Annotated in this window: 18 protein-coding genes; all 18 read right to left on the reverse strand. The window is 61.0% G+C overall.

Annotated elements, in window-relative coordinates; translation table 11 throughout:
• Nucleotides 1-1,088, reverse strand: a 1,088-nt coding sequence (locus H5U38_05995; protein MBC7186567.1) for a hypothetical protein, incomplete at its 3' end; no start/stop codon positions are given.
• A complete protein-coding gene (locus H5U38_06000; GenBank protein MBC7186568.1) occupies nt 1,085-2,419 on the reverse strand; it encodes a glycosyltransferase family 4 protein in 1,335 nt (444 codons plus the stop codon). The genes H5U38_06000 and H5U38_05995, both read right to left, overlap by 4 nt.
• A complete protein-coding gene (locus H5U38_06005; GenBank protein MBC7186569.1) occupies nt 2,403-3,344 on the reverse strand; it encodes a glycosyltransferase in 942 nt (313 codons plus the stop codon). The genes H5U38_06000 and H5U38_06005 overlap by 17 nt, the downstream gene beginning before the upstream one ends.
• Nucleotides 3,341-4,351: an NAD-dependent epimerase/dehydratase family protein gene (locus H5U38_06010; protein ID MBC7186570.1), complete on the reverse strand. Its 1,011-nt coding sequence runs from the start codon at nt 4,349-4,351 to the stop codon at nt 3,341-3,343. The genes H5U38_06005 and H5U38_06010 overlap by 4 nt, the downstream gene beginning before the upstream one ends.
• On the reverse strand, nt 4,332-5,399 hold the full coding sequence (locus H5U38_06015) for a glycosyltransferase (GenBank protein MBC7186571.1): 1,068 nt from the start codon (nt 5,397-5,399) through the stop codon (nt 4,332-4,334). The genes H5U38_06010 and H5U38_06015 overlap by 20 nt, the downstream gene beginning before the upstream one ends.
• Nucleotides 5,400-5,445: 46 nt before the next feature.
• Nucleotides 5,446-6,402: a glycosyltransferase family 2 protein gene (locus tag H5U38_06020; GenBank protein MBC7186572.1), complete on the reverse strand. Its 957-nt coding sequence runs from the start codon at nt 6,400-6,402 to the stop codon at nt 5,446-5,448.
• Nucleotides 6,403-6,420: 18 nt separating this feature from the next.
• Complete coding sequence (locus H5U38_06025) at nt 6,421-7,419, reverse strand: glycosyltransferase (GenBank protein MBC7186573.1); 999 nt, start codon at nt 7,417-7,419, stop codon at nt 6,421-6,423.
• Complete coding sequence (locus tag H5U38_06030) at nt 7,416-8,414, reverse strand: glycosyltransferase family 2 protein (GenBank protein ID MBC7186574.1); 999 nt, start codon at nt 8,412-8,414, stop codon at nt 7,416-7,418. The genes H5U38_06025 and H5U38_06030 overlap by 4 nt, the downstream gene beginning before the upstream one ends.
• Nucleotides 8,415-8,433: 19 nt before the next feature.
• Entirely contained in the window at nt 8,434-8,991 is a 558-nt protein-coding gene (locus H5U38_06035; GenBank protein ID MBC7186575.1) for a metal-dependent hydrolase, read from the reverse strand.
• A 22-nt stretch (nt 8,992-9,013) separates the two neighbouring features.
• Nucleotides 9,014-12,157: a PKD domain-containing protein gene (locus H5U38_06040; protein MBC7186576.1), complete on the reverse strand. Its 3,144-nt coding sequence runs from the start codon at nt 12,155-12,157 to the stop codon at nt 9,014-9,016.
• Between the two features lie 168 nt (nt 12,158-12,325).
• A complete protein-coding gene (locus H5U38_06045) occupies nt 12,326-13,273 on the reverse strand; it encodes a flippase-like domain-containing protein (GenBank protein MBC7186577.1) in 948 nt (315 codons plus the stop codon).
• Nucleotides 13,274-13,332: 59 nt separating this feature from the next.
• Complete coding sequence (locus tag H5U38_06050) at nt 13,333-14,073, reverse strand: acyltransferase (protein MBC7186578.1); 741 nt, start codon at nt 14,071-14,073, stop codon at nt 13,333-13,335.
• 8 nt (nt 14,074-14,081) lie between these two features.
• Nucleotides 14,082-14,744, reverse strand: a complete 663-nt coding sequence (locus H5U38_06055; protein MBC7186579.1) for a methyltransferase domain-containing protein — start codon at nt 14,742-14,744, stop codon at nt 14,082-14,084.
• The gene (locus tag H5U38_06060; GenBank protein MBC7186580.1) at nt 14,737-15,750 is read right to left on the reverse strand and encodes an NAD(P)-dependent oxidoreductase; all 1,014 of its coding nucleotides are present in this window, start codon (nt 15,748-15,750) and stop codon (nt 14,737-14,739) included. The genes H5U38_06055 and H5U38_06060 overlap by 8 nt, the downstream gene beginning before the upstream one ends.
• A gap of 10 nt (nt 15,751-15,760) precedes the next feature.
• Nucleotides 15,761-16,570, reverse strand: a complete 810-nt coding sequence (locus H5U38_06065; protein ID MBC7186581.1) for a class I SAM-dependent methyltransferase — start codon at nt 16,568-16,570, stop codon at nt 15,761-15,763.
• Nucleotides 16,571-16,815: 245 nt separating this feature from the next.
• The gene (locus H5U38_06070) at nt 16,816-17,592 is read right to left on the reverse strand and encodes a methyltransferase domain-containing protein (GenBank protein MBC7186582.1); all 777 of its coding nucleotides are present in this window, start codon (nt 17,590-17,592) and stop codon (nt 16,816-16,818) included.
• Complete coding sequence (asnB, locus tag H5U38_06075; GenBank protein MBC7186583.1) at nt 17,589-19,487, reverse strand: asparagine synthase (glutamine-hydrolyzing); 1,899 nt, start codon at nt 19,485-19,487, stop codon at nt 17,589-17,591. The genes H5U38_06070 and asnB overlap by 4 nt, the downstream gene beginning before the upstream one ends.
• 106 nt (nt 19,488-19,593) lie before the next feature.
• Nucleotides 19,594-20,892: a UDP-glucose/GDP-mannose dehydrogenase family protein gene (locus H5U38_06080; protein MBC7186584.1), complete on the reverse strand. Its 1,299-nt coding sequence runs from the start codon at nt 20,890-20,892 to the stop codon at nt 19,594-19,596.
• Nucleotides 20,893-20,936 lie beyond the last annotated feature (44 nt).

A 20,936-nucleotide genomic window follows, 5' to 3' on the forward strand; every position in this document is an offset into this window, starting at 1 on the left:
CCCGCCACGGCCGCAATCCGCAGGCCGCGCCGCTGCAGCACCGCGCCTCGCCAAGAAAGGTCACGTGCCGCAGCCACTATCCCCAAGAGCACAATCCAGAGGACCACGTAGGTGTAGCGCTCTTCGATCGCCCACCAGAGGAAAGTGTGAATGAAGAGGTAGCCAGCAAGAAACAGGGCAAGCAGCCAGCCAATGGGGTTCGTCTTTCGTCCGAGGCGTATCAGCCCGAAAAAGACCACCGCCAGTACCACCATTGCGCCCCCTACCGCAAGTCCTTGGGGCAGAGACACGCCCAGGAGAGTTTGGAGGCGGCGGCTAACAGGGAGAAGAAACTTGAAAGAAATGGCCACGCACGAGACCAGGTTGCCCAGGCCTGCTGGTTTGAGCCTCACCATCTCGCCCACGTACGGGTTGACCTCCTGCCGATGCACGAGGCTCAGGAGAAGCCACAGGGCCAATGGCAGTCCCGCGGCAACCGCGCGGAGCAGTGTCGGCACTACCTTTTTTCGCTGCCACAGGTCCTTGAGCACCAGCAGAGGCAGAAGGAGCGCCGCCTCGTAGCGCGTCATGCTGGCGACCGCAGCCGCCATGTAGGCCCATGCTGAGTCGTGCATGGCCAAATAGGCGGTGAAGGCGATGCCGACTGCCAGGGTCGCCTCAGCCAGCGGCTGCGTGGCAGAGGGCATGACCACCGGGCTGATGGCCACCCCAAACGCCACCAGCCAACCCGCATTTCCTACCAGCGCCGTGGCAATGCGAAAACTGAGGTAGACCAGGAGCAAGGTCAACACAAGGTTCACCAGTTCGCCGGCCAACAGTTCTGGCTCTGGGCCGGGCATGAGGAGCGATACCGTTCCCATGAGCAGGGGGTACACCGGCGCCCGCTTAAAGTTCTCCGGGAGATCCAGGCGCAGATAGGCCAGCGCATCCCGCCGGAAGGCAAAAAAGTCCGTGTTGGGCACCTCAAAACGATTGAAGTAGACGGTTATGTGCAACAGAGTCCCCAGCAGGAGAAGGAAAAGAAGAGCAAACCTTGCCCTCTCCAGCGGTGACCTTGGCTGAATGCTCTCACGAGCGTGAGCGCTCATCTCGAGGACTCTCGTCTTCCCACTTCCCTCCCAGCCCCTAAGCTGGCAAGAAACAAGTCAGCCAAGAGACGGGTCTGCGTCCTGATATTGAACTCCTTCTCCACAACGGCTCGCCCTGTCCGGCCCATCTCCTGCCGCTCAGCGGGCGACATCGCTGCCACGCGGCGCAGCGCCTGGGCCAGCCCCCGGACGTCCCCCGGCTCCACGAGGATGCCGGCGCCCTCTCGCACCAGCTCGGGCACACCATTCACGCGGGTGACCACCACAGGGAGCTGCATCGCCATGGCCTCCATCACGGAGACTGGGATTCCCTCCGAGTACGAGGGCAACACAAACACCGACGCCCGGGCGAGTTCCTCCACCACCTCCTGCTGCGGACGTGCGCCCAGAAAGTGAATTCTGTCCGCTATCCCGTACCCTGCCGCCTTTGTCTCTAACTCCGCCCGCTGCGGACCATCCCCCACAATCACGCATTCGTAATCAACATCGTCGCCCAGCAGGCGACACGCTTCCAGCAGGTCAGCAATGCCCTTGCGTGGCTGCAGGCGCGCCACGGTGAGAATGCGCAACCTCCCCCCTTGAGGCTGCACTTGAGGCCGAAACATGGCCAGGTCTATGCCACAGTGGAGCACCCGCAGCCTTTCCTGCGCCGCGGGCTCGCGGGCGACCAAGAAGCGCCTGTTGAATTCGGAGACCGTCAAGGCAAAGCGGCTGTGCCGGATCAAGAACGCTGCGAGGCGCGGGTTCGGGTTGAAGAAGATGTCGTGCCCGTGCAGCGTCAGGGAGTAGGAGATCCCGGCCACGCGCGCCGCCACGAACGCGAGCAAGCCGCCACTCTCGGCAAAGTGGGCGTGCACATGGCCCACCTGCTGCCGACGCAGTTCGCACCCTAAATGCAGCCCCTTGGTAAGACAATATGCGGCCTGCCCGGCAGCATAGAGCTTTGCCCGCACCGATCCCAGGCTACCGACCAGAATCGCGAGCTCGCGCACCAGACAGACAACCTTGTCAGGAAAGGCAACCAGTACACGGGCCATCTGCCAAAGAGCCCGCGGCGCGTACCATGCCGGCAAATACACCGCTGCCTTGCACAACTCGGCCACGTGTGGATGCAGCGCGCCCGCGTCGCCTTTCTTTACGGCAAAGAGGCTTGCCTGCAGACCGGGTCCGGCGTCGCGAAGGAAAAAGAGCTCGTGGATGATGAAGGTTTCGGAGAAGCGGGGGAACTTCCACAGCACATAGGCCACGCGCAAGGCCCTGTTCATCTGACCGCTGCCTTCACCCGATTGCTGAGTGTAGGCGGGGTCGAGGCTACTAATCTTGGTCCACACCACGTCCACCTTCGTGCCCGGCCGCCAAGCCTTGCACAAACCCCGCCGTGAAAAGCAGCAGCCCGAGAAAGATGAGGGGATAGAGCACCACAAAGCGCACAAAGTTCTTCGGGCTCCAGCGCAGCAAGCGGTACCCGATAGCCACCGTGCGCGCCAGCGGAATGAGCGGGACAAGAAGGGGAGTGCGCACCACAAACGAGTCACGCAGCGCTAACTTGCGCCGGGTGAGCGCGCTGCCGATCCCGAGCTGGAATTGGTTGCGCAAGTATCCGTCCAAAGAAGTGCGGTTGCGATGCGCCACGAGAATACCGGGCGCCAGGTAGACCTCCACCCCTTGCATGTTCATATACCGACTGAAGGCCGAGTCGCTCCCCTTGATCGCACTATCGAAGCCCCCAAAGCGGCGAAACAGATCCTTGCGGTAAGCAACATTGCAGGTCGGCAACAGCGCTACCCTTCGGCAGCCGCCACGATCTGCCTGGAAGTCATTGAATTCCAAGAGGAACTCAGCGCTGCCAATAGCGCTGTCGGGAGTGCCGTTTACTACGGCCCCGCCTACCACCATCATGCCAGCGGAATGCCCTTCGACGAGCCTCTGCACCCAATCAGGCGCCACCACACAGTCTGCGTCCGTGAAGGCCAAGACCTCTCCCCGCGCCTGTGCGATACCCACATTCCTGGCTGTCCCCGGAAAGGCTCGCTGCGGCAGGTGGATGACCTTCACCTGGGGAAAACGCCTCTGCACCTCAGGCGTGATGTCCTCGGGCGAGCTGTCTATCACGATGACTTCGTAGGGATGGGTGGTACGTTGCGCAGCCAGCGATTTTAGGCAGTCGAAAAGGTAGGGCCCGGGCTTGTAGCTGGGGACGATAACGCTCACCTTGCAACGGCGCTCAGAGCCGGAAATAGCTGGCGCCCCGCTCATGCCGCCCTCCGCAAGTAGAGAGCCAGCCGGTCACGGTAAAACTCCACGGTCCTGGCTACACCCTCGGCGAGACTGGTGCGCGGGGCCCATCCGGTGAGCCGCTGCAACTTTTCATAAGTTACCACGAAGCGCCTGATGTCAATCTTTTCCCGGCTAGGAGGAAAAGGCACGTGCACATAGCTGCCCTTGCCCACCGCGCGCAGTACCTCCCTCACCATGTCCAGAAACACCGTCTCCACCCCCGAACCGACGAAAAAGACCTCGCCATTCGTCTCGGAGCGCTGCGCGGCCAGAATGAACGCCTCGACGACGTCGTCGATGTACACATAGTCGCGGGTTTGGCTGCCGTCGCCGTACACCGTGATCGGCTCGTCGGTCATCGCCCGCTTGATGAACCAGTTCAAAATGCCGTAGTATCCGTGGTGCATCTGGCAGCGCGGCCCGTAGACGTTGTTCAGGCGCAAGGAGACCGCCGGAAACCCATAGACCTTGCCGAAAAGGAGCAGGTATTTTTCCGCCGCCAGTTTGTTGATCCCGTAGACGTCCGTCGGGTTGGTGGGATGCGCCTCGTCCACCGGCAGATAGAGCGGCTCACCGATCTGCCCCCGGCTTCCGGCATAGACGACCTTCACCGGACGCCCGGCCTCCGCACAGGCGCGCGCCAAGTTGAGGGTGCCATGGCAGTTGATGTCCACGTCCAGCGCCGGGTTCTCCATGGAGATCTCCCGGCCCACTTGCGCCGCCATGTGGAAGACTATCTCCGCCTCCCGCACGTGCGAGGCAAGCAGAGGATAGTCACGGACATCCCCTTTGACCACTGTCACGCGCTCGGCAATGCCGTCAATGTTCGCCCAATTCCAACCATAGGGATCCAGACACGCGTCGTAGATGGTCACTTTCGCCCCGAGGCCCACTAGGCGGTGCGCGATATTGCTCCCAATGAACCCGAGCCCCCCCGTGATGAGGACGCGCACGCCCTGCATGTTGTCAATTGTGCCGTTTGGCATCGAGCAGTTCTCTGGCAATAGTCTTCAGTTGTCTGCCCAGAAGCGCACAGGTGCAGTGACGCAGGAACACCTGCCGCCCTCCCTGGGCAATCCTCTCCCGTAGCTCGGCATCGTTCTTGAGGCGCAGAATCGCCTGGGCGAGCGACTGCGGATTGGCACGTTCACAGAGGAGCACACTTTCGCCGTTCACCAATAGCTCCTGGATTGGCGCATTACGCGAGGAGATGAGCGGCTTGCCTACGGCGATCGCCTCAATCACCTTGTTGGTTACCACGCGGGAGACCCGCTCATTGTCGCCGAAGATGCCCAGGCACACATCCGCGCGCGACATGTACTCGGCAAGCTCCTCGAAAGGCACGCAGTCGATGAAACGCACATTGGTCAGGCCAAGCTTTTCGGCCAGCCGCCTGTCCTCATCGTAGGTAATGCCCCGGCCGATGAGCTGGAACTCCACTCCTTGGTCCCGCAGCAGATGGGCTGCCTGCAGAATGTATTTCACGCCATGGAACGGCGCATACTCACCGTGGAAGTGCACTAAGAAGCCACCGTCTTCTCTTTGCACCGGACGTGGCCTGACCACCTCATCATCGGTGGCCAAGAACACCCGGCGGAACTTGCGGCGGGGCGTTTTGAACCGCCGCTCGCAACTCCGAATGTGGTCTTCGCTCTCCAGCACCACCAGATCCGCGAGGCGCATCGACAACCGGTCACTTAGGGCAAAAAGCCACGCACGCAGGCTCCCCGGTGGAGCTACCTGGCGGTCAAACACCATCGTGTCGTAAGTGGTGATGTACATGTCGTACAAAATCGGTGCCTTGGCGAAGAGCCTCACCCACGGCATCAGCAACTGGCCGTAAAAACCCACCAAGAGCACATCGTAGGGACGTCGATTCCGCACCAGGCGCCACAAGAGGCGTGGGTAGTGTCGGAAGGAGCGGTCAGGGGGAAAGCAGGGAATGACCTCCACGCCATTCATCTGCAGGGCCTTCATTACATTGCGCGTGCGGGAGTAACCCTGCTCTCTGCCAGCGATGTAGAGGACCCTCATTTTTCTGCCACCCTTCCCTGCAGCCCTTCCCGATAGCAATCCGCCGTCACTTCTTCCCGGAAACGGTCAGCTCTGTCTTCTTGATGCGATAGAGGGCCTCTTCAATCAGTCGCCTGTTGGCACCAATCAAGTCGGCCAGCAGCCCAATCATGAAGACCTGAAAGCCGACGATGATGAGAATGGCAGCCAGGATCAAGGACTGGATATGCCCGCTCCCCTTGCCGGCAAAAAGATAGAAGTACAAGAAGCGCAGGCCGATGAGCACGCCAACGCCGAACACTGCAGAGCCGATGTACAGGAACATGCGCAGCGGTTCGTACATGGTGTAGATGCGGAAAATGGTGCCCATGGACTTTCTTACATAGGCCCAGATGCTCTTGAACAGACGCGATTCGCGCAGCGTGCTATTGGTACGTACCGGCACATGCGCCAAGGCGATGTTCTTCTTCCCCGCCTGGATGATAGTCTCCAGCGTGTAGGTGAAGTTCGACACGACGTTGAGGCGCAGCGCAGCGTCTCGGCTCATTGCCCGGAATCCGCTGGTGGCATCCGGTATGCTGGTGCCCGAGACCTGCCGCACTACCCAACTACCAAGGAGCTGGAGCTTCTTCTTGACAAAAGGCACATGGGCAAGGCCATTGATCTGGCGGTCGCCAATGACCATCTCAGCCTTGCCTTCCAAAATCGGGCGGATCAGGGTTTCGATGTCGGCCGCGCAGTACTGGTTGTCCGCATCGGTGTTGACGATGATATCCGCACCCAGTTTCAGGCAGGCGTCAAGGCCAACCATGAACCCCTCGGCCAACCCCTTGTTCTTGGTCAGGCGCACGATATGGTTCACCCCGTGGGCGCGAGCCACCTCCACCGTACGGTCGGTGCTGCCGTCATCAATGACCAACACCTCTAACTCATCCACTCCCGGCACGCTCTTGGGCAGGGCCTGCAAGGTGACGGGCAAGGTGGCTTCCTCGTTGTAGCAGGGTATTTGGATGATCAGCTTCACGTGCGACTCTCCCGCCGCCTACTCGATGATCTCCGCAATGTTGTACTCCTTGACGTCCCGAGCATGGGTGAAAATAATCATCTCGCCGATAAGTCCGATGGAAATCATCTGCAGGCCGATGACCAAAAGGAGGGCACCCAGGAGCAGGAGTGGCCGGCCGGCTATTGGTCCGATGGCCAGTACGCGGTAGACGAAGAGGTAAAGCTCGATCGCCGCCCCTACGAAGGTGAGGATGCCACCGAGAAACCCCAAGAAGTGCAGCGGCTTCTTGGCGTAGTTGGTCAGAAAAAGCACGGTGACAATGTCCAGCAGCCTGCGCAAGTATTCCTTTGGATAAATCGACTTGCGAAAGCTCCCCGGAAGCTGGGCCACTTTCGCCTCGTCCACGCGGTAGCCGTAGCGGGCGGCCAACACCGGCAAGAAGTTGTGCATGTCCCCGTACAAAGGCAGCTCCCCAAGCACCTCCCTCCGGGCGGCGAACATGCCGCTGTTGATGTCGTGCAGGTTCAGTCCGGAAAGGCGGTTTACCAGGGCGTTGAACAACCGCGAGACGATGCGGTTAATGTGCGCATCCCGCCTTGGGTAACGCCAGGCCATCACCAGGTCTGCGCCCTCGGACACTCGTTCCAAGAGCCCGCGTACGCCGCGGGGATCGGTGAGCACGCGGCCAGCCATGAAGACAATGGTTTGCCCGCGGGCCAGCTTCAGGCCAGCGTCGAAGGCCGACCCTTCTCCGAAGGTAGAGCGCATGCGGACCACCTTCAGCTCGCGGTGCTCGTGAGCAAGTTGCTGCGCCTGGGCAAAGGTCGCATCGGCGCTGCCGTCGTCTACCAGCACAATTTCGTATGTCTGCCCCAGTCCCTTCAGCTCCGCCATCAATTGGGCGCACAGCCCCGGGAGCAGGGTGCCGTGATTGTGTAGGGCCACAATCACGGATATGGCGGGGGAGGCGGCCTCTCTTCTGGAAAGCGCTCCCGCGCGCACCGCAGGGGACGTCTTGTCAACTGCCACACTCATGCTCTGCCTCCGTCGGCAGACATCGGTTCCAAGTCAAAGAAGTAGTCTTCCCGGCGGGTGCCCGTCTCCACGATCAACTTCGCCACCAGTCCAAAGAACAGGAATTGGAAAGCCGAGACCAGAAGCAGGAAGAGCAAGGTGATGAGCACGTTGAGCACCCCAGGATCGTCGGTCACAAGACTTGCCAACACTATCGCAGCCACCAGCGTTCCCACTGCCGCTAAGCCGAAGAGCACACCGATGGTGCCGAAAAAGCGCAGGGGGTTGCGCACGTGGCGCATGAGCAGGTTCAAGGTGAGGAGGTCCAAAATCACACGGAAGGTGCGGCTCAGGTTGTACTTGGACTTGCCGTAACGCCGCGGATGATGGCGCACCACCAACTCCGCGATACGCGCGCCCTCCATTTTGCTCAGCGCTGGGATAAATCGGTGCATTTCCCCGTACAGATGGAGGCGCCGAATTATCTCCCCTCGATAGGCCTTCAACGCGCAGCCGGTGTCGTGCAGCGCCACGCCGGTGACTCGACACACCAGGCGGTTGGCAAGCATGGACGGGATGCGCCTGATGAAGAAGCCGTCCTGGCGCCGCTTCCGCCACCCGCTCACCACATCGTAGCCCTGGTCCAGAGTCGCCAACAAGCGGGGGATGTCGCGAGGATCGTTTTGCAAATCCCCGTCCATGGTCACGACCACTTCGCCCCGAGCGCGCGCAAAGCCGGCGGCAAGAGCAGGCGACTGCCCGAAGTTTGTCCGCAAGCGAATGACCACCACGTGCTCATGCTGTGCCTGGACTTCCCGCAGAGCTTCGGCGGTACCGTCCGTGCTGCCGTCGTCCACGAGAATGATTTCGTAAGTGAGCCTCTCGTTGCGCAATGTGTCCACCAGCGCTGCAACTAAGGGCCGGACATTGTCCACCTCGTTGAACAGCGGTACCACGACGGAGACCTGGGGTCTCGCCGCCGATGATTGCCTTGCGTGTTTCTCCGAACTGGTCATCGCCCTCAACACTCAGCCCTCAGGTCCTCCTCCGGCAGCCCCTTCTCCACAGGTCCAGGAGACCCACCAACGGACCAACGAGCAGTATCTCCCATGCCACAGCCTTGAGGTTATGCGCGCTCCACAGACTCGCAAAGAACTCTGCACGCGCCCCGGTGCGCCGCACGTCCAGAAAGACTGTGACCGGCGCTTGGAGGTACCCTCCCCACAGAGGCCAGAAGAGCGGCTGGCCAAAGGGGGCACGCGTGTCGGCGGTCAAAGCGTCCAGTAGCAAGTGTGACGTCAAAAGCGCGCCGTTGACTGCTGTGCACTTCCAGAACCCCAGGGCCCAGCATCTGTCCATAATCAGTGCCGCCGCGCAGGCAGCCAACGCGCAGAACCCAATGCTGTGGGTGACACCGTGATGGTAGAGATTGGCATCACCCGCAACCAGGCCCACAAGGAAATCGGCGTCTGGCAGGCTGGCAACGATCACCATTGCCGCCAGCACAGACAAACGCGCTCCACGAGGCGCCGGAGACGGCAGGCCGCGGTGGAGCGCGTAGGCCACGAGAGAATGAGCAACCGGACTCGGCATTGGCATTCACCTGGGTGCCGCGCTATGGGCTTGCGGTCACGCCAGTCACTCGCGCCGGCGGGGTGAGATCAGCGGTGCGCTCGCCAAGCCGCAGCAGCACCACGTACATGCTGGAAGCCCCGCTGCTGTTGCCATTGGGGCCGAGTCTCACCTGATCGCCTGTCTGGTACTCCCTTTTACTCTGCCAGATGCGAAAGTCGCTGTTGCCCACGTCGCTGACCTGCAGGATGTCGCCGGTGCGCACGAACCCATCCACCAACCACGCGGGCGGGCTGACGCGCGAATCGTGAACCACAAAGACCCGCGCGGGCTGCGTCACCACAAAGCTCACCGCGAGAGAGGCATCCGTCTTGTCAGCATTCCGCGTCTTGAGCCACAGGAGCCGCTCGTAGGCCTGCGGCACATCCACCACCCGATAGTCGCGGTCCACGTAGTACGTGTCCCCTTCGCGAACGTAGGCTAACCGGTACGCACTGGGCGTCAAGTTCGTCACCAGACCACCACTCTGTCCAGGAGTCACCTCGATGTACGTGATCTCCATACTGGTGGCACCGCGGTCGTCCGTCACATAGAGCCGCGGCTCATACCCCATCGCCTGTTCGTAGACGTGGACTGGGTTCGCCTCCCGCGAGGTCGAGCCATCCCCAAACTCCCAGTAGTACGAGACGATCTGCCCGTCCGCATCTGAAGACTGATCGCCGCGGAACCGCACGGTGAGTGGCGCCTCACCTGTGCGCGGCTCGGCGGTGATGCTGGCCACCGGTGGCTGATTGTTTGTGACCCTTCCCTCGCCGAGGATGCGATAATACAGCCCACCGCGCATGTCTTTCCATACCACAAACGCCCCGTTCTGCAGAGCGAGCGCGTCAACCTGCGCATGGCCCTCGCTGGCGCTGACGCTGATCGGCTGCGGAGCGCTCCAACCGGCACCAGGGGTGTAAACCGTGTAGAGGACCCGGTTTCCTGGCAGAAACTGCTCCCTATCCCCCTGAGCACTGACCACATAGATCCTACCGGCACCATCAACCGCGATCTCCGGCTGATGGTTACCACGGACCGCATCCCACTCCAAGGGAGTGCGAAGCATGTCCCACCGGCCGTCCTTTGGGTAAGTCACGCGCACCCAGCCGTCGTAGTAGGCCACGTGCGGAACACCGAGTGCGGATACGGTGATATCGATCCCCTCGCCCACCTTTTTGTCGCCGCGTTCAATGGCCGCTGGCACGCTCCAACTTCCTTTCTCCCACCGGGAGAGGAACAGGTCGTAGCTTGTGCCGCTGTAGTCGTCCCAGCGCCAGACAGCATAGATGCGTCCCTGCGCATCGCGGGCGGCAGCTGGATAGCAGTGGTTGCGGTCGCTGCCGTCGCCGTACAGCTTCTCCACTGGGCCAAAGGTTGCCGCTCCTGCCGCTTTCCGCCGCGCATGCACTTCGGCCAACTCCCCGGTCACGTAGCCCCGATAGATCACGAACACCGTCCCGTCGTTGGTGACGACGATGTTGTTGTCGCGGCCAGAGCCGAGGTCAAGTCGCTGGCTCCACTGCCTCCCCTGCCGGGTGCTGTAGTGAAGGCCGCCAGTGCCGTCGCCCCAGACCACGTGCGGATTGCCGAAGCCGTCTACATCCACGTCCGGTGCCTGACGAAGGCTCATGTCCGCACCGCCAGAGTTAGGGATGCGCTCGTCGGCGCTCCACCCGCCTTCGTCGTAGCACATATAGTGGACACCGTCAACGTTTGCGTAAACCAGGTGAATGCGGCCAAAGGCATCCATGGCTAACGCTGGATAGACACCATCTACGCCGATGGGGAAATCAGCCCCGGTGGCATCGCCGGCAATGAGGAGCTTATCGGCATGTTTAGTCTGGCCATCGTGCGAGACATCCAGACCCAGGCGGAAGCTCCCCTGCTTGGGGATCTGCACCGTCCCTGTCCGTCCGCCACCTAATGCCATAGGGGTTTGTGCCCCGACCTCCAGAAGCGACCAGCTATAGGCTGCCGGGTCGGTAATCAGAGCACCCGAAGGGTCGTAGGCCTCGCCCTCGTAAACAACCTGTTCGCCTGCCCTGACCAGTCCGCTCGTCGGCTGCACAATCTGCACGGTAATGGCCACGGAGGCCTGCGCGATGAAGCGAAAGATCCAACCGTCGCCGGGATCAGCGCTCGTCCCGCTTCCCTGCACACCAAAGTGAAAGGGCATGTACTGGATCCACTCGCTGTGCCAGAACCAGTAGTTGCCATTATCCCGCTCCTGCAAGGCCTCGGCCATAATCGTGGCCTTGGTGGCCTCGTCGTAGACACCGTTGTTCCCCCGGTTCAGTTGCTCATTGTTCACCTGGGGGATATTGCCTGACAGGTGCTGCTGCGGATGCCCATGGGTGAAGGCGACGTTCATGCCTGGGATGGCCAGAATGCCCTTATCGGAAATCGGGCTGATGCCGCACAAGCGCTCGGGATCGACCTCATGCACGATATCCACCAGAATCTTCGCCTTGGCAATGAGCGTCTCCGTCGACACCGCCGCCCGATCTGGGAAAACGTTCGGATATTGGTAGCCTGGGTGGCCAAACTCATTGGCGATGTCCAGGAAGACATGCCGGTATGGCTTGAGCCAGGCAGTTGCCTCGCGCACCGCGCGGTAGATGGCCTCGTCGCTGTCCCAATGGTCGCGATCCAGGCCCTCGGTGAGCGCAGCCTTCCGGCATTGACGCTGGTAGAAGTAGCCGACGTTCACCACCATGTCCAGCTCTTTAGTCCGCTCGAGAATACGTCGCAGGCGCTCCATGTACTCCGGCTTCAGCGACCCGTCGCTCTGGAAGGCGCTGTTGGAGTACCACCTGCCGATGCTGCCATCGCGCTCAAAACCTGGATGGCCACCCTGGAGGTTCACCCCCACCGTGTTCACCCCGTGCCGCTTGTATTCCGGAAGGGCCTCCAGGAACTGGGCGGTAGTCTGGTCATCCCACAGGGCGTTCACCGTGCGCACCCCCCACATGTCGAAGCGCTTGCCGTCCAGAAAGAACTTGCTCCCCTGGGTACTCAGCACCTCTCCTGCCCACCCGGGATGCCCCCAGCCCAAGAGGACAGCCTGACCAATGAGGCCAAGCACCCAGGCCATCCCGAAGCTCCCGCGCGCGCTCGCGTGCAGAGTTGTTTTCTCTTGTCTCATCGCTCATTCCTCCTCTGTCCTAAACGCTCCCCCTGCGCGGTGCAAATGACAAGACTCGTGCCCTGGGACATGAAGAGGCTGTAACAATCTATGTTCAAGAACCTGAGGATGTTGTGTCTCTGACGATGGCCGGTCCGAAGCTGCCTTTTACAGCTCCGTTTGCGGGAATTACGACTTGGTAATTGCAGGAGCTCCTCGCCGCAGGACGTACACGATACCCCCCATTGCCCCGTACAAGAGCATCATGCCAAAGCCGATCCAGGTGAAGGCGATCGTGGTCGAAGGGGGAACCGCAAATGGGGTGAGCAAGAACACAAAGGCATTTTCCCGGATGCCGATGCCGTTGATGGTGATCGGTAACATGGTCAAGATGGTGGCGATCGGCACGATCAGAAAAAAGTGGCCCAGCCCAACATTGATGCCCACCGCTTTGGCCACGAGGTAGTAGTGGAGCACCACATTTGCCTGCAGGAGGAGCGAGTAACCCATCCCCCTCGTCAATGCGCCGGTCTTGCCCCCGAAGGCACGGAAGGCACCCACTGCTCTGCTCACGAACCCACTCAGGCCCGCGCGCGGCTCTGCCGAAGCGGGGTCTTCCTGCGCCAGTGCGGGCGACTTGCGCCAGAAGATCCACGCCACCACGGCAACCATTGCCACAAGCCCGGCCAACACGCCCCAGCGCAGCCAGGGGAAACGGGCACTCCCTTCCGCCCGCACCAGCACTACTGCCGCGGCAAACACCACCAACGCCAGGACGCCCAATAGACGATCAACCACTACCGCGGCAATGGGCCCGCCCTTGCGGCCAGACATGCGCACCGTGTCGAAGGCGCGCACTGCATCGCCTCCTACAGTGCTGGGCAAGAAATTCCCGACGAAAATGGCCACGCAGTAAGACGCAAGCAGAGGGCGAAAAGGAAGGTGAAGACCCAAGGCCTTGAGCAGCATTTGCCAGCGCAGGGTGCTGATGAGATAGCCGACAAAGAGGAGTACAAAAGCAGCAGCTAAGAGGCCCGCCTCAGCCTGGCACATGGCCGCCCAGATTTCGTCCAAGTTCGCCCGCAGGAAAAGGAGCGCGATGAGACCGGCGCTCACAACGGCGCGGCCGATCGTCAAGAGGAGCGTGTGCGTCCGCCTGCCTTGGGGGCGCTCACCATAAGCTGGGCCGGGCGAGTTCAGGTCCGCCTCCTCACCACTTTCGCAGGCACGCCGCCGACGATGCTCATCTTGGGCACGTTGCGATACACTGCGGCGCCTGCGGCAACCACACTCCCAGTGCCGATGGTCACTCCGTCCAACACTACCACCTGTGCCCCGATCCACACGTTGTCTTCAACTACGATTCCCCCCTTTGAATAAGCTCCCTGCTGCATGATGGGAATGTCCAGGCGATCATACCGGTAGTTGCCGCCGCCAATGATGTAGCAGTAGGCAGCAATGGGACAGTCGCTGCCGATGACCACGCTGCTTTCTCCCACCGAATGGACGACGCAGGAGATCCCCAGCGAGGTGTTGTTGCCAATGCGAATGGCGCCATCCTTGCAACTCAGCACCGAGTAGCGCCCGATGATGACATTGTCGCCTAAGGTGATGCCTTCGTTGCCCTCGCCCTTTGCGTCCAGCACGACGTGGTCATCGATCACCACATTGTCCCCGAGCCGAATCTTTCTGCCATGGCGGATGGTCACGTGCTGGCCGAACACCGGGTTCTTGCCACACGCGCCCAACAGGAGAGGATAACACTTCTTGCGCAGCCAAAAACCGAGTGCACCCGGCAGCCAGCTGGTCAACATGACGACGAGTTCGTACTTGACGAGCTCCCAGAGACGCGTGCTCCCCACCGCCAGCATCTGATAGCGGCGGAGGGCAGACTGCGACTCGTCGGTAATGGCACGATGTAACTTTTGCGCTGCCATGGGGGCTGCTATCGTTTCACGGCGCGCAACAGCACCTCCGAGGTCACCAGCTTGCCATGGCGGAAGAGTCCTCGTTCCCGCACCACTTCAGCGATCTCGGCAAAGCCCGCCTCGCGCAGGAAGGCGACGATTTCGTGGGTGGCATAGTACCGCACGTGGTCAGAGCGGAAGGTGCGCTGCAGGAAGTCATAGACGGCAATGGGCCAGAAGGCCTCGCGACTTGTTTCCAAGAGCAGGAGCATCCCACCCTGTTTGAGCACCCGCCGCATCTCGCGCAGCGAGGCAACTGGCGCCGGGTAATGGTGGAAAGAGCTCGAGCAGATGACTGCATCGAACGAGGCGTCTTTGGCGGGAATGTGCTCAGAGTCCGCTTGTACGAAGGCAGCGCGCGTCGTCGGTCCGCGGCGGCGCACCGCTTCCTGGAGCATGGCGCGGGAGATATCCAGCCCGCACGCCCAGGCAGCAGGCTCCCTCTGGACTACGCTGCGCACCGCCCAGCCGGTACCGCACCCCACGTCGAGCACGCGCTGGCCGGGACTCGGGGCTATGGTCGCAATGATCAGCGCCTGAAAGTGGCGGAACCAGCGGCTCATCCGGCCAGCCTCGTAGTGGTCGGCCCAGTCGTCAAAGTGCTGGCTTGCCCGCTTCTTGAGCAGCTCAGCCTCAGGCATTGGCGCCGACCTCCGTTCCGCGCCACTGCTCATCCGCCACCTTCATGGCGTCCAGAGTTGCTTTCAGTCCCTCGCGAAACTCGTACTTTGGCGCAAAACCCAACACTTCGCGCGCCTTGGTGATGTCAAAGGCGTTGTTGGTGGTAAAGAATTCAAGACTGCGCCGTGAAAAAGGCGGTTCCCGATGCAGTGCCTTGCCGGCGCTCTCGGTGAGCAGGGCAAGGAGCTTCATGGGGAACAGAGGGAACCGCACCTTCGGCTCCGGCACCCCGAGGACTTCGCAGAATGCCGCTACCATCTCGGCCGTCGTCAGTGCCTGTTCGTCCGCAATGATCATCACTTGGCCCACTGCCTCACGACTTTGGGCGGCCAGTTCGAAAGCGTCCAACATGTCTTCGATGTAGACGGGATGGCGTAGATTCCGACACGGGCCGAACTTGATGAAGCGCCCCTTGCGCAGCATGCGAAACAGGCGCTCGGTGCGCCGGCAGCGCAGCCCATAGACCCAGGCCGGCCGCAACACTACCACTGGCAATCCATGCTCGGCCCAGAAGCGGAGGGCCGCACGCTCGCCCGCAAGTTTGGTCTCACCGTAGATCGACTGCGGCCGGCATTCCGTCTCCTCCGTGGCCGGGGGCCGCTCAATGTGCCCGTACACCCCCACGGTGCTGGTATGCACGAAACGCTCGACCCCCGCCTCCCTGCTCCACTCCAAGAACCGCAGCAAGCCGTGAACGTTCACGTCCCAGTACTCGCTGTCCGGCAAGTGGGTCTGCAAGTGGGCGCTAGCCAGATGAAAAACCACGCCGCAGCCGTCCAGGGCCTTGCGCATGAGACCTTCGTCGCGAAAGTCCCCTTGCACCCTCTCCACTGCACCGTCTCCGGCGGCAAACACGCGGGGTGGGAAATGGAGATCCACCGCCACCACGTGCACCCCTTGCTCAGCTAAACGTTCCACCAGATGGCTACCGATAAAGCCCCCTGCTCCTGTTACCATAGCCTTCATGCTTCCCTCGTCACTCCTGTCTTTTTGGTTTCACTGCGCGCACCGCCACTGCATAGTGGCCGCCCCAAAACAAGAGATGGTCCAGGCGGGAAATCAACCATAGCACAGGATACATAAGGCTGTATAGCTTGTAGGAAAGACCATGGCTCTTCAAAGCCTCCTGCGAAGTAGGGGCGATGACACCCTCCGGCGCCTCCGCCTTGTCTTTGTTCATGACCAAGACGTACATGGCGTTGATCATCAGCTCCAATGACTCCATGAAAAAGCGCGAGTAGCCCGCGTACCCCACGACTTCGAACCCTGCAGCACCGACCACCGAAGCCAGCTGCTCGCGGGTATAGCCTGGCCTGATATGCCCGTACTTGTCGGGAGTCATGCCGATCCAGTTCTTAATCTTGTTCGCCAACAGTCGGCCATCGCCATTGGGCACGGTGACAATGGCCGTCCCGCCAGGCTTGACCACACGGTAAAGCTCAGCAAGAAAGGGCCTTTCCTCATGCAGGTGCTCAAGGCAGTCGATAGACACTACCACGTCGAAGCTGTTATCCGGGAAGCAGAAGTGTTGCTCGTCCAGGTGAAGCACCCGCTCTCTGAGCAGGCCCATCATCACCGGCAGGTTGCGCCCCTCCAGGTCAGCCGACACCCACCAGCCGCCTTGCGCGCGGAAGTAGTAGTTCAAGGAGCCTGTGTTGTCGCCGCAGGTGACGTCCAGACAGCGCTTGCCCGCCAGCTCCGGCAACATGGCAATGAGCGTCCGCATCTTTGCCCGCTTCTTTAGCGAACGTCGAAACATCTGCAGTTGCCAGCTCTCGTTTCCCATCTCCCTCTCCTCGTTCACCAGAACCTCGGTTCGCCCCGCTCAGTCCTAAGGCCCGGGACCGCACCCGAGCTGTCCTTGGCAAAAGCAGCAACCTGCGTTACTATTACCCACGAAACCGCCCTTCTCCGGAAAGCCACTCCAGGTTCAGCGCACACTCCGTCGGCGGTCAAAGGCTCAGGGGAGAAAGTTGCAGTCGGCCCCTGCATGGTCGCGCGATCTGAGCCAAGAGCAGTCGCTCATCATCTTCACTTGGTGGCGAAGGCCATGATGTGCCACCCCGACCAGCGTATCAAGGGCTTGGGGATGAGCGAGAACGCCGGCACAAAGAGCCCGTTGTACAGCACCCCTTTGAGGCCGCCGTGAAGCCTGGTCTTCACTGGAAAGCGCTCGCACACCAGGCGCACGTCGCCAAAGCCGGTGAGCAGCTCGCGAAACTCTCCAGCCGAAAAGACGCGCAGCACCGGGGCATCCTCGTGCTCCAGTCCCACATGCATGACCTTGGACAGCAGCCGCAGCCAGGAATGGCGATTATAGACCATCATGATGGCTTCCCCTCCCGGCTTGAGCACACGGTGAATCTCACGAATCATCTTGCCGGGGTCGGCCGTGTACTGCAACACGCCGTGGGCATAGACGACGTCGAAACTGTTGTCCGCAAACTCCATCTCCTCGCCGTTCATGACGAGGAAGGTTCCGGACAGCCCGCGGAGCGCAAAGTTCTGTTTGGTCAAAGCGATGGACTGCTCGGCAAGGTCGATCCCGGTGACGATGGCGCCACCCTTGGCAAAGCGCACGAGGTCGATGCCTGCGCCACAGCCAACTTCCAACAGGGTCTTGCCTGCAAACCCACTAAAGTTCACGAGGCGGGGCAGGTAGCGCAGCTTATCAAAGCGATATTCGTCCAGGTCATCGAAGAAGCCGAGGGTGCCCACTTCGTGGCGCGCAATCTCGAGGTCGTGAATGTGACTGTTCCAGTAGCGGCGAATCTCTTCAAGAAGCTCCTTTGAGGCGGTCAGCGTCATCCATCCCTCCGCATGTAGAGGTCATGCCACTTCTGAAAGACCATCAATGCCCAGAGCTGGTGGCTGTGATTGGCGTGGCCGGCAAGATGTTCCTTGATCAGCGAAGCAACGTAGGTCGGGTTGAAGTACCCTTGGTGGCGCAACCGCTCCGGCGACAGCAGCTCGAACATCATGGGACGCAACTCGGCGCGGAGCCAGTTCTTGATGGGGATGCTGAATCCCTCTTTGCCCCGGGTGAGAATCTTTTCCGGCAGAATGCCCCGCATTGCCCGCTTGAGGATGTACTTGGTCTGACCGTTGCGCAGGCGGAGGTCACTCGGCATGCGGCCCACCAATTCCACCAGCCGGTAGTCAAGAAACGGCACCCTTGCCTCCAAGGAGACCGCCATGCTCATGCGGTCCACCTTGACGAGAATGTCGTCCGCCAAATAGGTCTTGATGTCCACGTACTGCTGCTGACTCAAGGGGTCGGCACTCCGCACCCTATCGAAGTACTTCTCGATAAAGTCGTAAGGATTTGTCCCGGCCAATGCCTCACGCAGCGGCGGCGCATAGAGTGCTTCCTTCTGGGACTGGGAAAGAAAAATCATCCACCGCACATGTTGCAGGTGGGCAGGCAAGGCCATCCCTTGCACGAAGCGGACCGTGCGGTTGATCAGCCCCTTTTTCTTCTCGGTAGGGCGCATGCGGGATGCCAAGGGCTCGATCAGGCCGCGGCGCACAAACTGCGGCAGCCGCGCGTAGGAGCGGGCTAGGCGGTCGGCAATGTAGGTGTCGTAGCCGGCCAGCAACTCGTCGCCACCGTCACCGGACAGGGCCACTGTGACATATTGCCGCGTCATCTTCGACACCATGTAAGTCGGGAAGATGGAAAAGTCGCCCAGCGGCTCATCCAGGTGGCTGACCAGCGTCTCGGTTAATGCCACCGCATTCGGCGTGAGGATTTCCTCGTGGTGCTCCGTGGCAAAGGCCTGCGCCACGGTGCGCGCGTAATCAAGCTCGTTGTAGGTCGACTCGGTGAAGCCGATGGAGAACGTCTTGACTGGCTGGTTCATGGCCCGGCTCATCATCGCCACTACCGAACTTGAGTCGAGTCCGCCGCTGAGAAACGCCCCCAGCGGCACATCGCTCATCAGCCGGATCTTCACCGCGTCGGCCAACAGGGCCACCAGCTCCTCGCCCCACTCCTGCTCTGACTTGTTTTCCCCCTGGTCGACGCCAAAGGCTACATCCCAATATTGGCGAAGGCGTATGTGCCCGTCTTCCAGCACGAGGGTGTGGCCCTGGGGTAGTTTTGCTACTCCGCGAAAAATGGAAAGCGGTGCAGGGATGTATTCAAAAGTGAGATAGGCATCCAGGGCTTTGAAATCCAACTCCCTGGGCACGTCCGGCGCTTGCAGCACAGATTTGAGCTCAGAGCCAAAGACCAGTCGCCGTCCGTCGAACGTGTAGTACAACGGCTTTATGCCTAAGCGGTCGCGTGCCAGCAACAACCGGCGCTTGCGGCGATCGTAGATGGCAAAGGCAAACATGCCGTTGAGGTACTCGGGGCAGCGCTCACCGTACTCTTCGTAGGCGTGCACGATCGCCTCGGTGTCGGCGCGCGTGCGAAAACGATGGCCTTTGCTCTCCAACTCCCTGCGCAGCGCGAGGTGGTTGTAGATTTCGCCGTTGAATACGATCCACACGCTGCCATCTTCGTTGCTGATCGGTTGCTTGCCGGTCACCAAGTCGATAATGCTCAGCCGGCGCATCCCCAGGCCCACACCCTCGTCGAGGTAGAAGCCGTCGTCGTCCGGCCCGCGATGCACGATCACCTCCGCCATGCGTCGCAGGGTCAACTGGTCTACTGCCTTTTCCGGATCAACGTGGTAGATGCCGCAAATCCCGCACATCAGGAGCCCTCACCTCTCCCACATCCCGGCCTTGCGCCAAGCAAAGGGCACGGGGCCGCCCACATGCCCCGTGCCCGCATCTTGGTCTGACCTGCCAGCTGCTGGGTCATCGTCCAACGGCGTAGTAGGCAAAACCTTTCTCGCGCATCTTGTCCGGTTCGTAGATATTCCGCAGGTCAATGACGACTGGCTTGCGTAACAGTTTCTTGAGCCGATCCAGGTCCAGACTGCGGAACTGGTTCCACTCCGTCATGAACACCAGGGCGTCGGCGTCCTTTGGCACCTCGTAGGTCTCTTTGCAGTAGCGCACTTCTTTGAGGATCTTCTTCGCCTCTTCCATGGCTGCCGGGTCGTACGCCTTGACGATCGCCCCTTCTTTGAGCAAAGCGTTGATGATGGTGATGGAGGGCGCCTCGCGCATATCGTCCGTGTTGGGCTTGAAGGAGAGGCCGAGCACGCCGATTACCTTCCCCTTGAGGTCGCCCACGGCCGTCTTGATCTTGTCGATCATGATCTGCCGCTGCCGCTCATTGACTTCGATGGTGGCCTTGACGATGCGCAAGTCGCAGCCGACCTGCTCGGCGACCTGGACCAGCGCGCGTGTGTCCTTAGGGAAGCAGGAGCCGCCAAAGCCGGGGCCGGGGTGCAAGAACTTGCGGCCGATGCGGTTGTCCAGGCCCATGCCCTTGGCCACGTGGTGCACATCAGCGCCCACGCGCTCGCAAACCAGTGCAATCTCGTTGATGAAGGAAATCTTGGTGGCCAGGAAAGCGTTAGAGGCATACTTGATGAGCTCAGCGCTGGCCAGGTTGGTGATGACAAAGGGCGTCTCGATCAGGTAGAGCGGGGAGTAGAGGTCTTTCATGATGGCGATGGCCTCGCTGTCTTCACCGCCGATCACGACGCGATCCGGTCGCATAAAGTCGTCGATGGCCGAGCCCTCACGCAGGAACTCGGGATTGGAGACCACGCTGAACTTCACCTTGTGGGTCTGGTGCTTCTCGATGAGCTCCTTTACCCACTTGCCCGCGCCGACGGGCACCGTGCTCTTGTTGACAATGACCTTGTAGTCGGTCATGTACTTGGCAATCTCCTTGGCCACCTCGCCCACATGCTGCAGGTCAGCAGAGCCGTCCTCTTTGGGCGGCGTGCCCACGGCGATGAAAATGACCAGTGAGCGCTCCGTCGCGGGCTTCAGGTCCGTGTCAAAGTGCAGACGGCCCTCGCGCACGTTCTTTGCCACCAAGTCCTCCAGCCCGGGCTCGTAGATGGGGATGATGCCCTTCTTCAGCTTTTCAATCTTGGTCTGGTCTTTGTCGACGCAGACCACGTCGTTGCCCAGCTCGGCCAGACAAGTCCCGGTCACCAAGCCCACGTAGCCGGTTCCCACCACACAGATGTTCATGCATGCCCTCCTTCCGGTGACAGTTCCTTCCTACCTCGCACCCT

The sequence above is a fragment of the Calditrichota bacterium genome, from assembly GCA_014359355.1.
GTDB lineage: Bacteria > Zhuqueibacterota > Zhuqueibacteria > JANLFK01 > Oleimicrobiaceae > Oleimicrobium.

What these genes read in the sequence shown, in the direction of transcription:
- H5U38_06050 (MBC7186578.1), bottom strand. Translation starts at nt 14,073, where the DNA reads ATGGCAGCGCAAAAGTTACATCGTGCCATTACCGACGAGTCGCAGTCT.
- H5U38_06065 (MBC7186581.1), bottom strand. Translation starts at nt 16,570, where the DNA reads ATGGGAAACGAGAGCTGGCAACTGCAGATGTTTCGACGTTCGCTAAAG.
- H5U38_06015 (MBC7186571.1), bottom strand. Translation starts at nt 5,399, where the DNA reads ATGAGGGTCCTCTACATCGCTGGCAGAGAGCAGGGTTACTCCCGCACG.
- H5U38_06025 (MBC7186573.1), bottom strand. Translation starts at nt 7,419, where the DNA reads ATGAGTGTGGCAGTTGACAAGACGTCCCCTGCGGTGCGCGCGGGAGCG.
- H5U38_06010 (MBC7186570.1), bottom strand. Translation starts at nt 4,351, where the DNA reads ATGCCAAACGGCACAATTGACAACATGCAGGGCGTGCGCGTCCTCATC.
- H5U38_06030 (MBC7186574.1), bottom strand. Translation starts at nt 8,414, where the DNA reads ATGACCAGTTCGGAGAAACACGCAAGGCAATCATCGGCGGCGAGACCC.
- H5U38_06060 (MBC7186580.1), bottom strand. Translation starts at nt 15,750, where the DNA reads ATGAAGGCTATGGTAACAGGAGCAGGGGGCTTTATCGGTAGCCATCTG.
- H5U38_06035 (MBC7186575.1), bottom strand. Translation starts at nt 8,991, where the DNA reads ATGCCGAGTCCGGTTGCTCATTCTCTCGTGGCCTACGCGCTCCACCGC.
- H5U38_06070 (MBC7186582.1), bottom strand. Translation starts at nt 17,592, where the DNA reads ATGACGCTGACCGCCTCAAAGGAGCTTCTTGAAGAGATTCGCCGCTAC.
- H5U38_06080 (MBC7186584.1), bottom strand. Translation starts at nt 20,892, where the DNA reads ATGAACATCTGTGTGGTGGGAACCGGCTACGTGGGCTTGGTGACCGGG.
- H5U38_06005 (MBC7186569.1), bottom strand. Translation starts at nt 3,344, where the DNA reads ATGAGCGGGGCGCCAGCTATTTCCGGCTCTGAGCGCCGTTGCAAGGTG.
- H5U38_06055 (MBC7186579.1), bottom strand. Translation starts at nt 14,744, where the DNA reads ATGCCTGAGGCTGAGCTGCTCAAGAAGCGGGCAAGCCAGCACTTTGAC.
- H5U38_06040 (MBC7186576.1), bottom strand. Translation starts at nt 12,157, where the DNA reads ATGAGACAAGAGAAAACAACTCTGCACGCGAGCGCGCGCGGGAGCTTC.
- asnB (MBC7186583.1), bottom strand. Translation starts at nt 19,487, where the DNA reads ATGTGCGGGATTTGCGGCATCTACCACGTTGATCCGGAAAAGGCAGTA.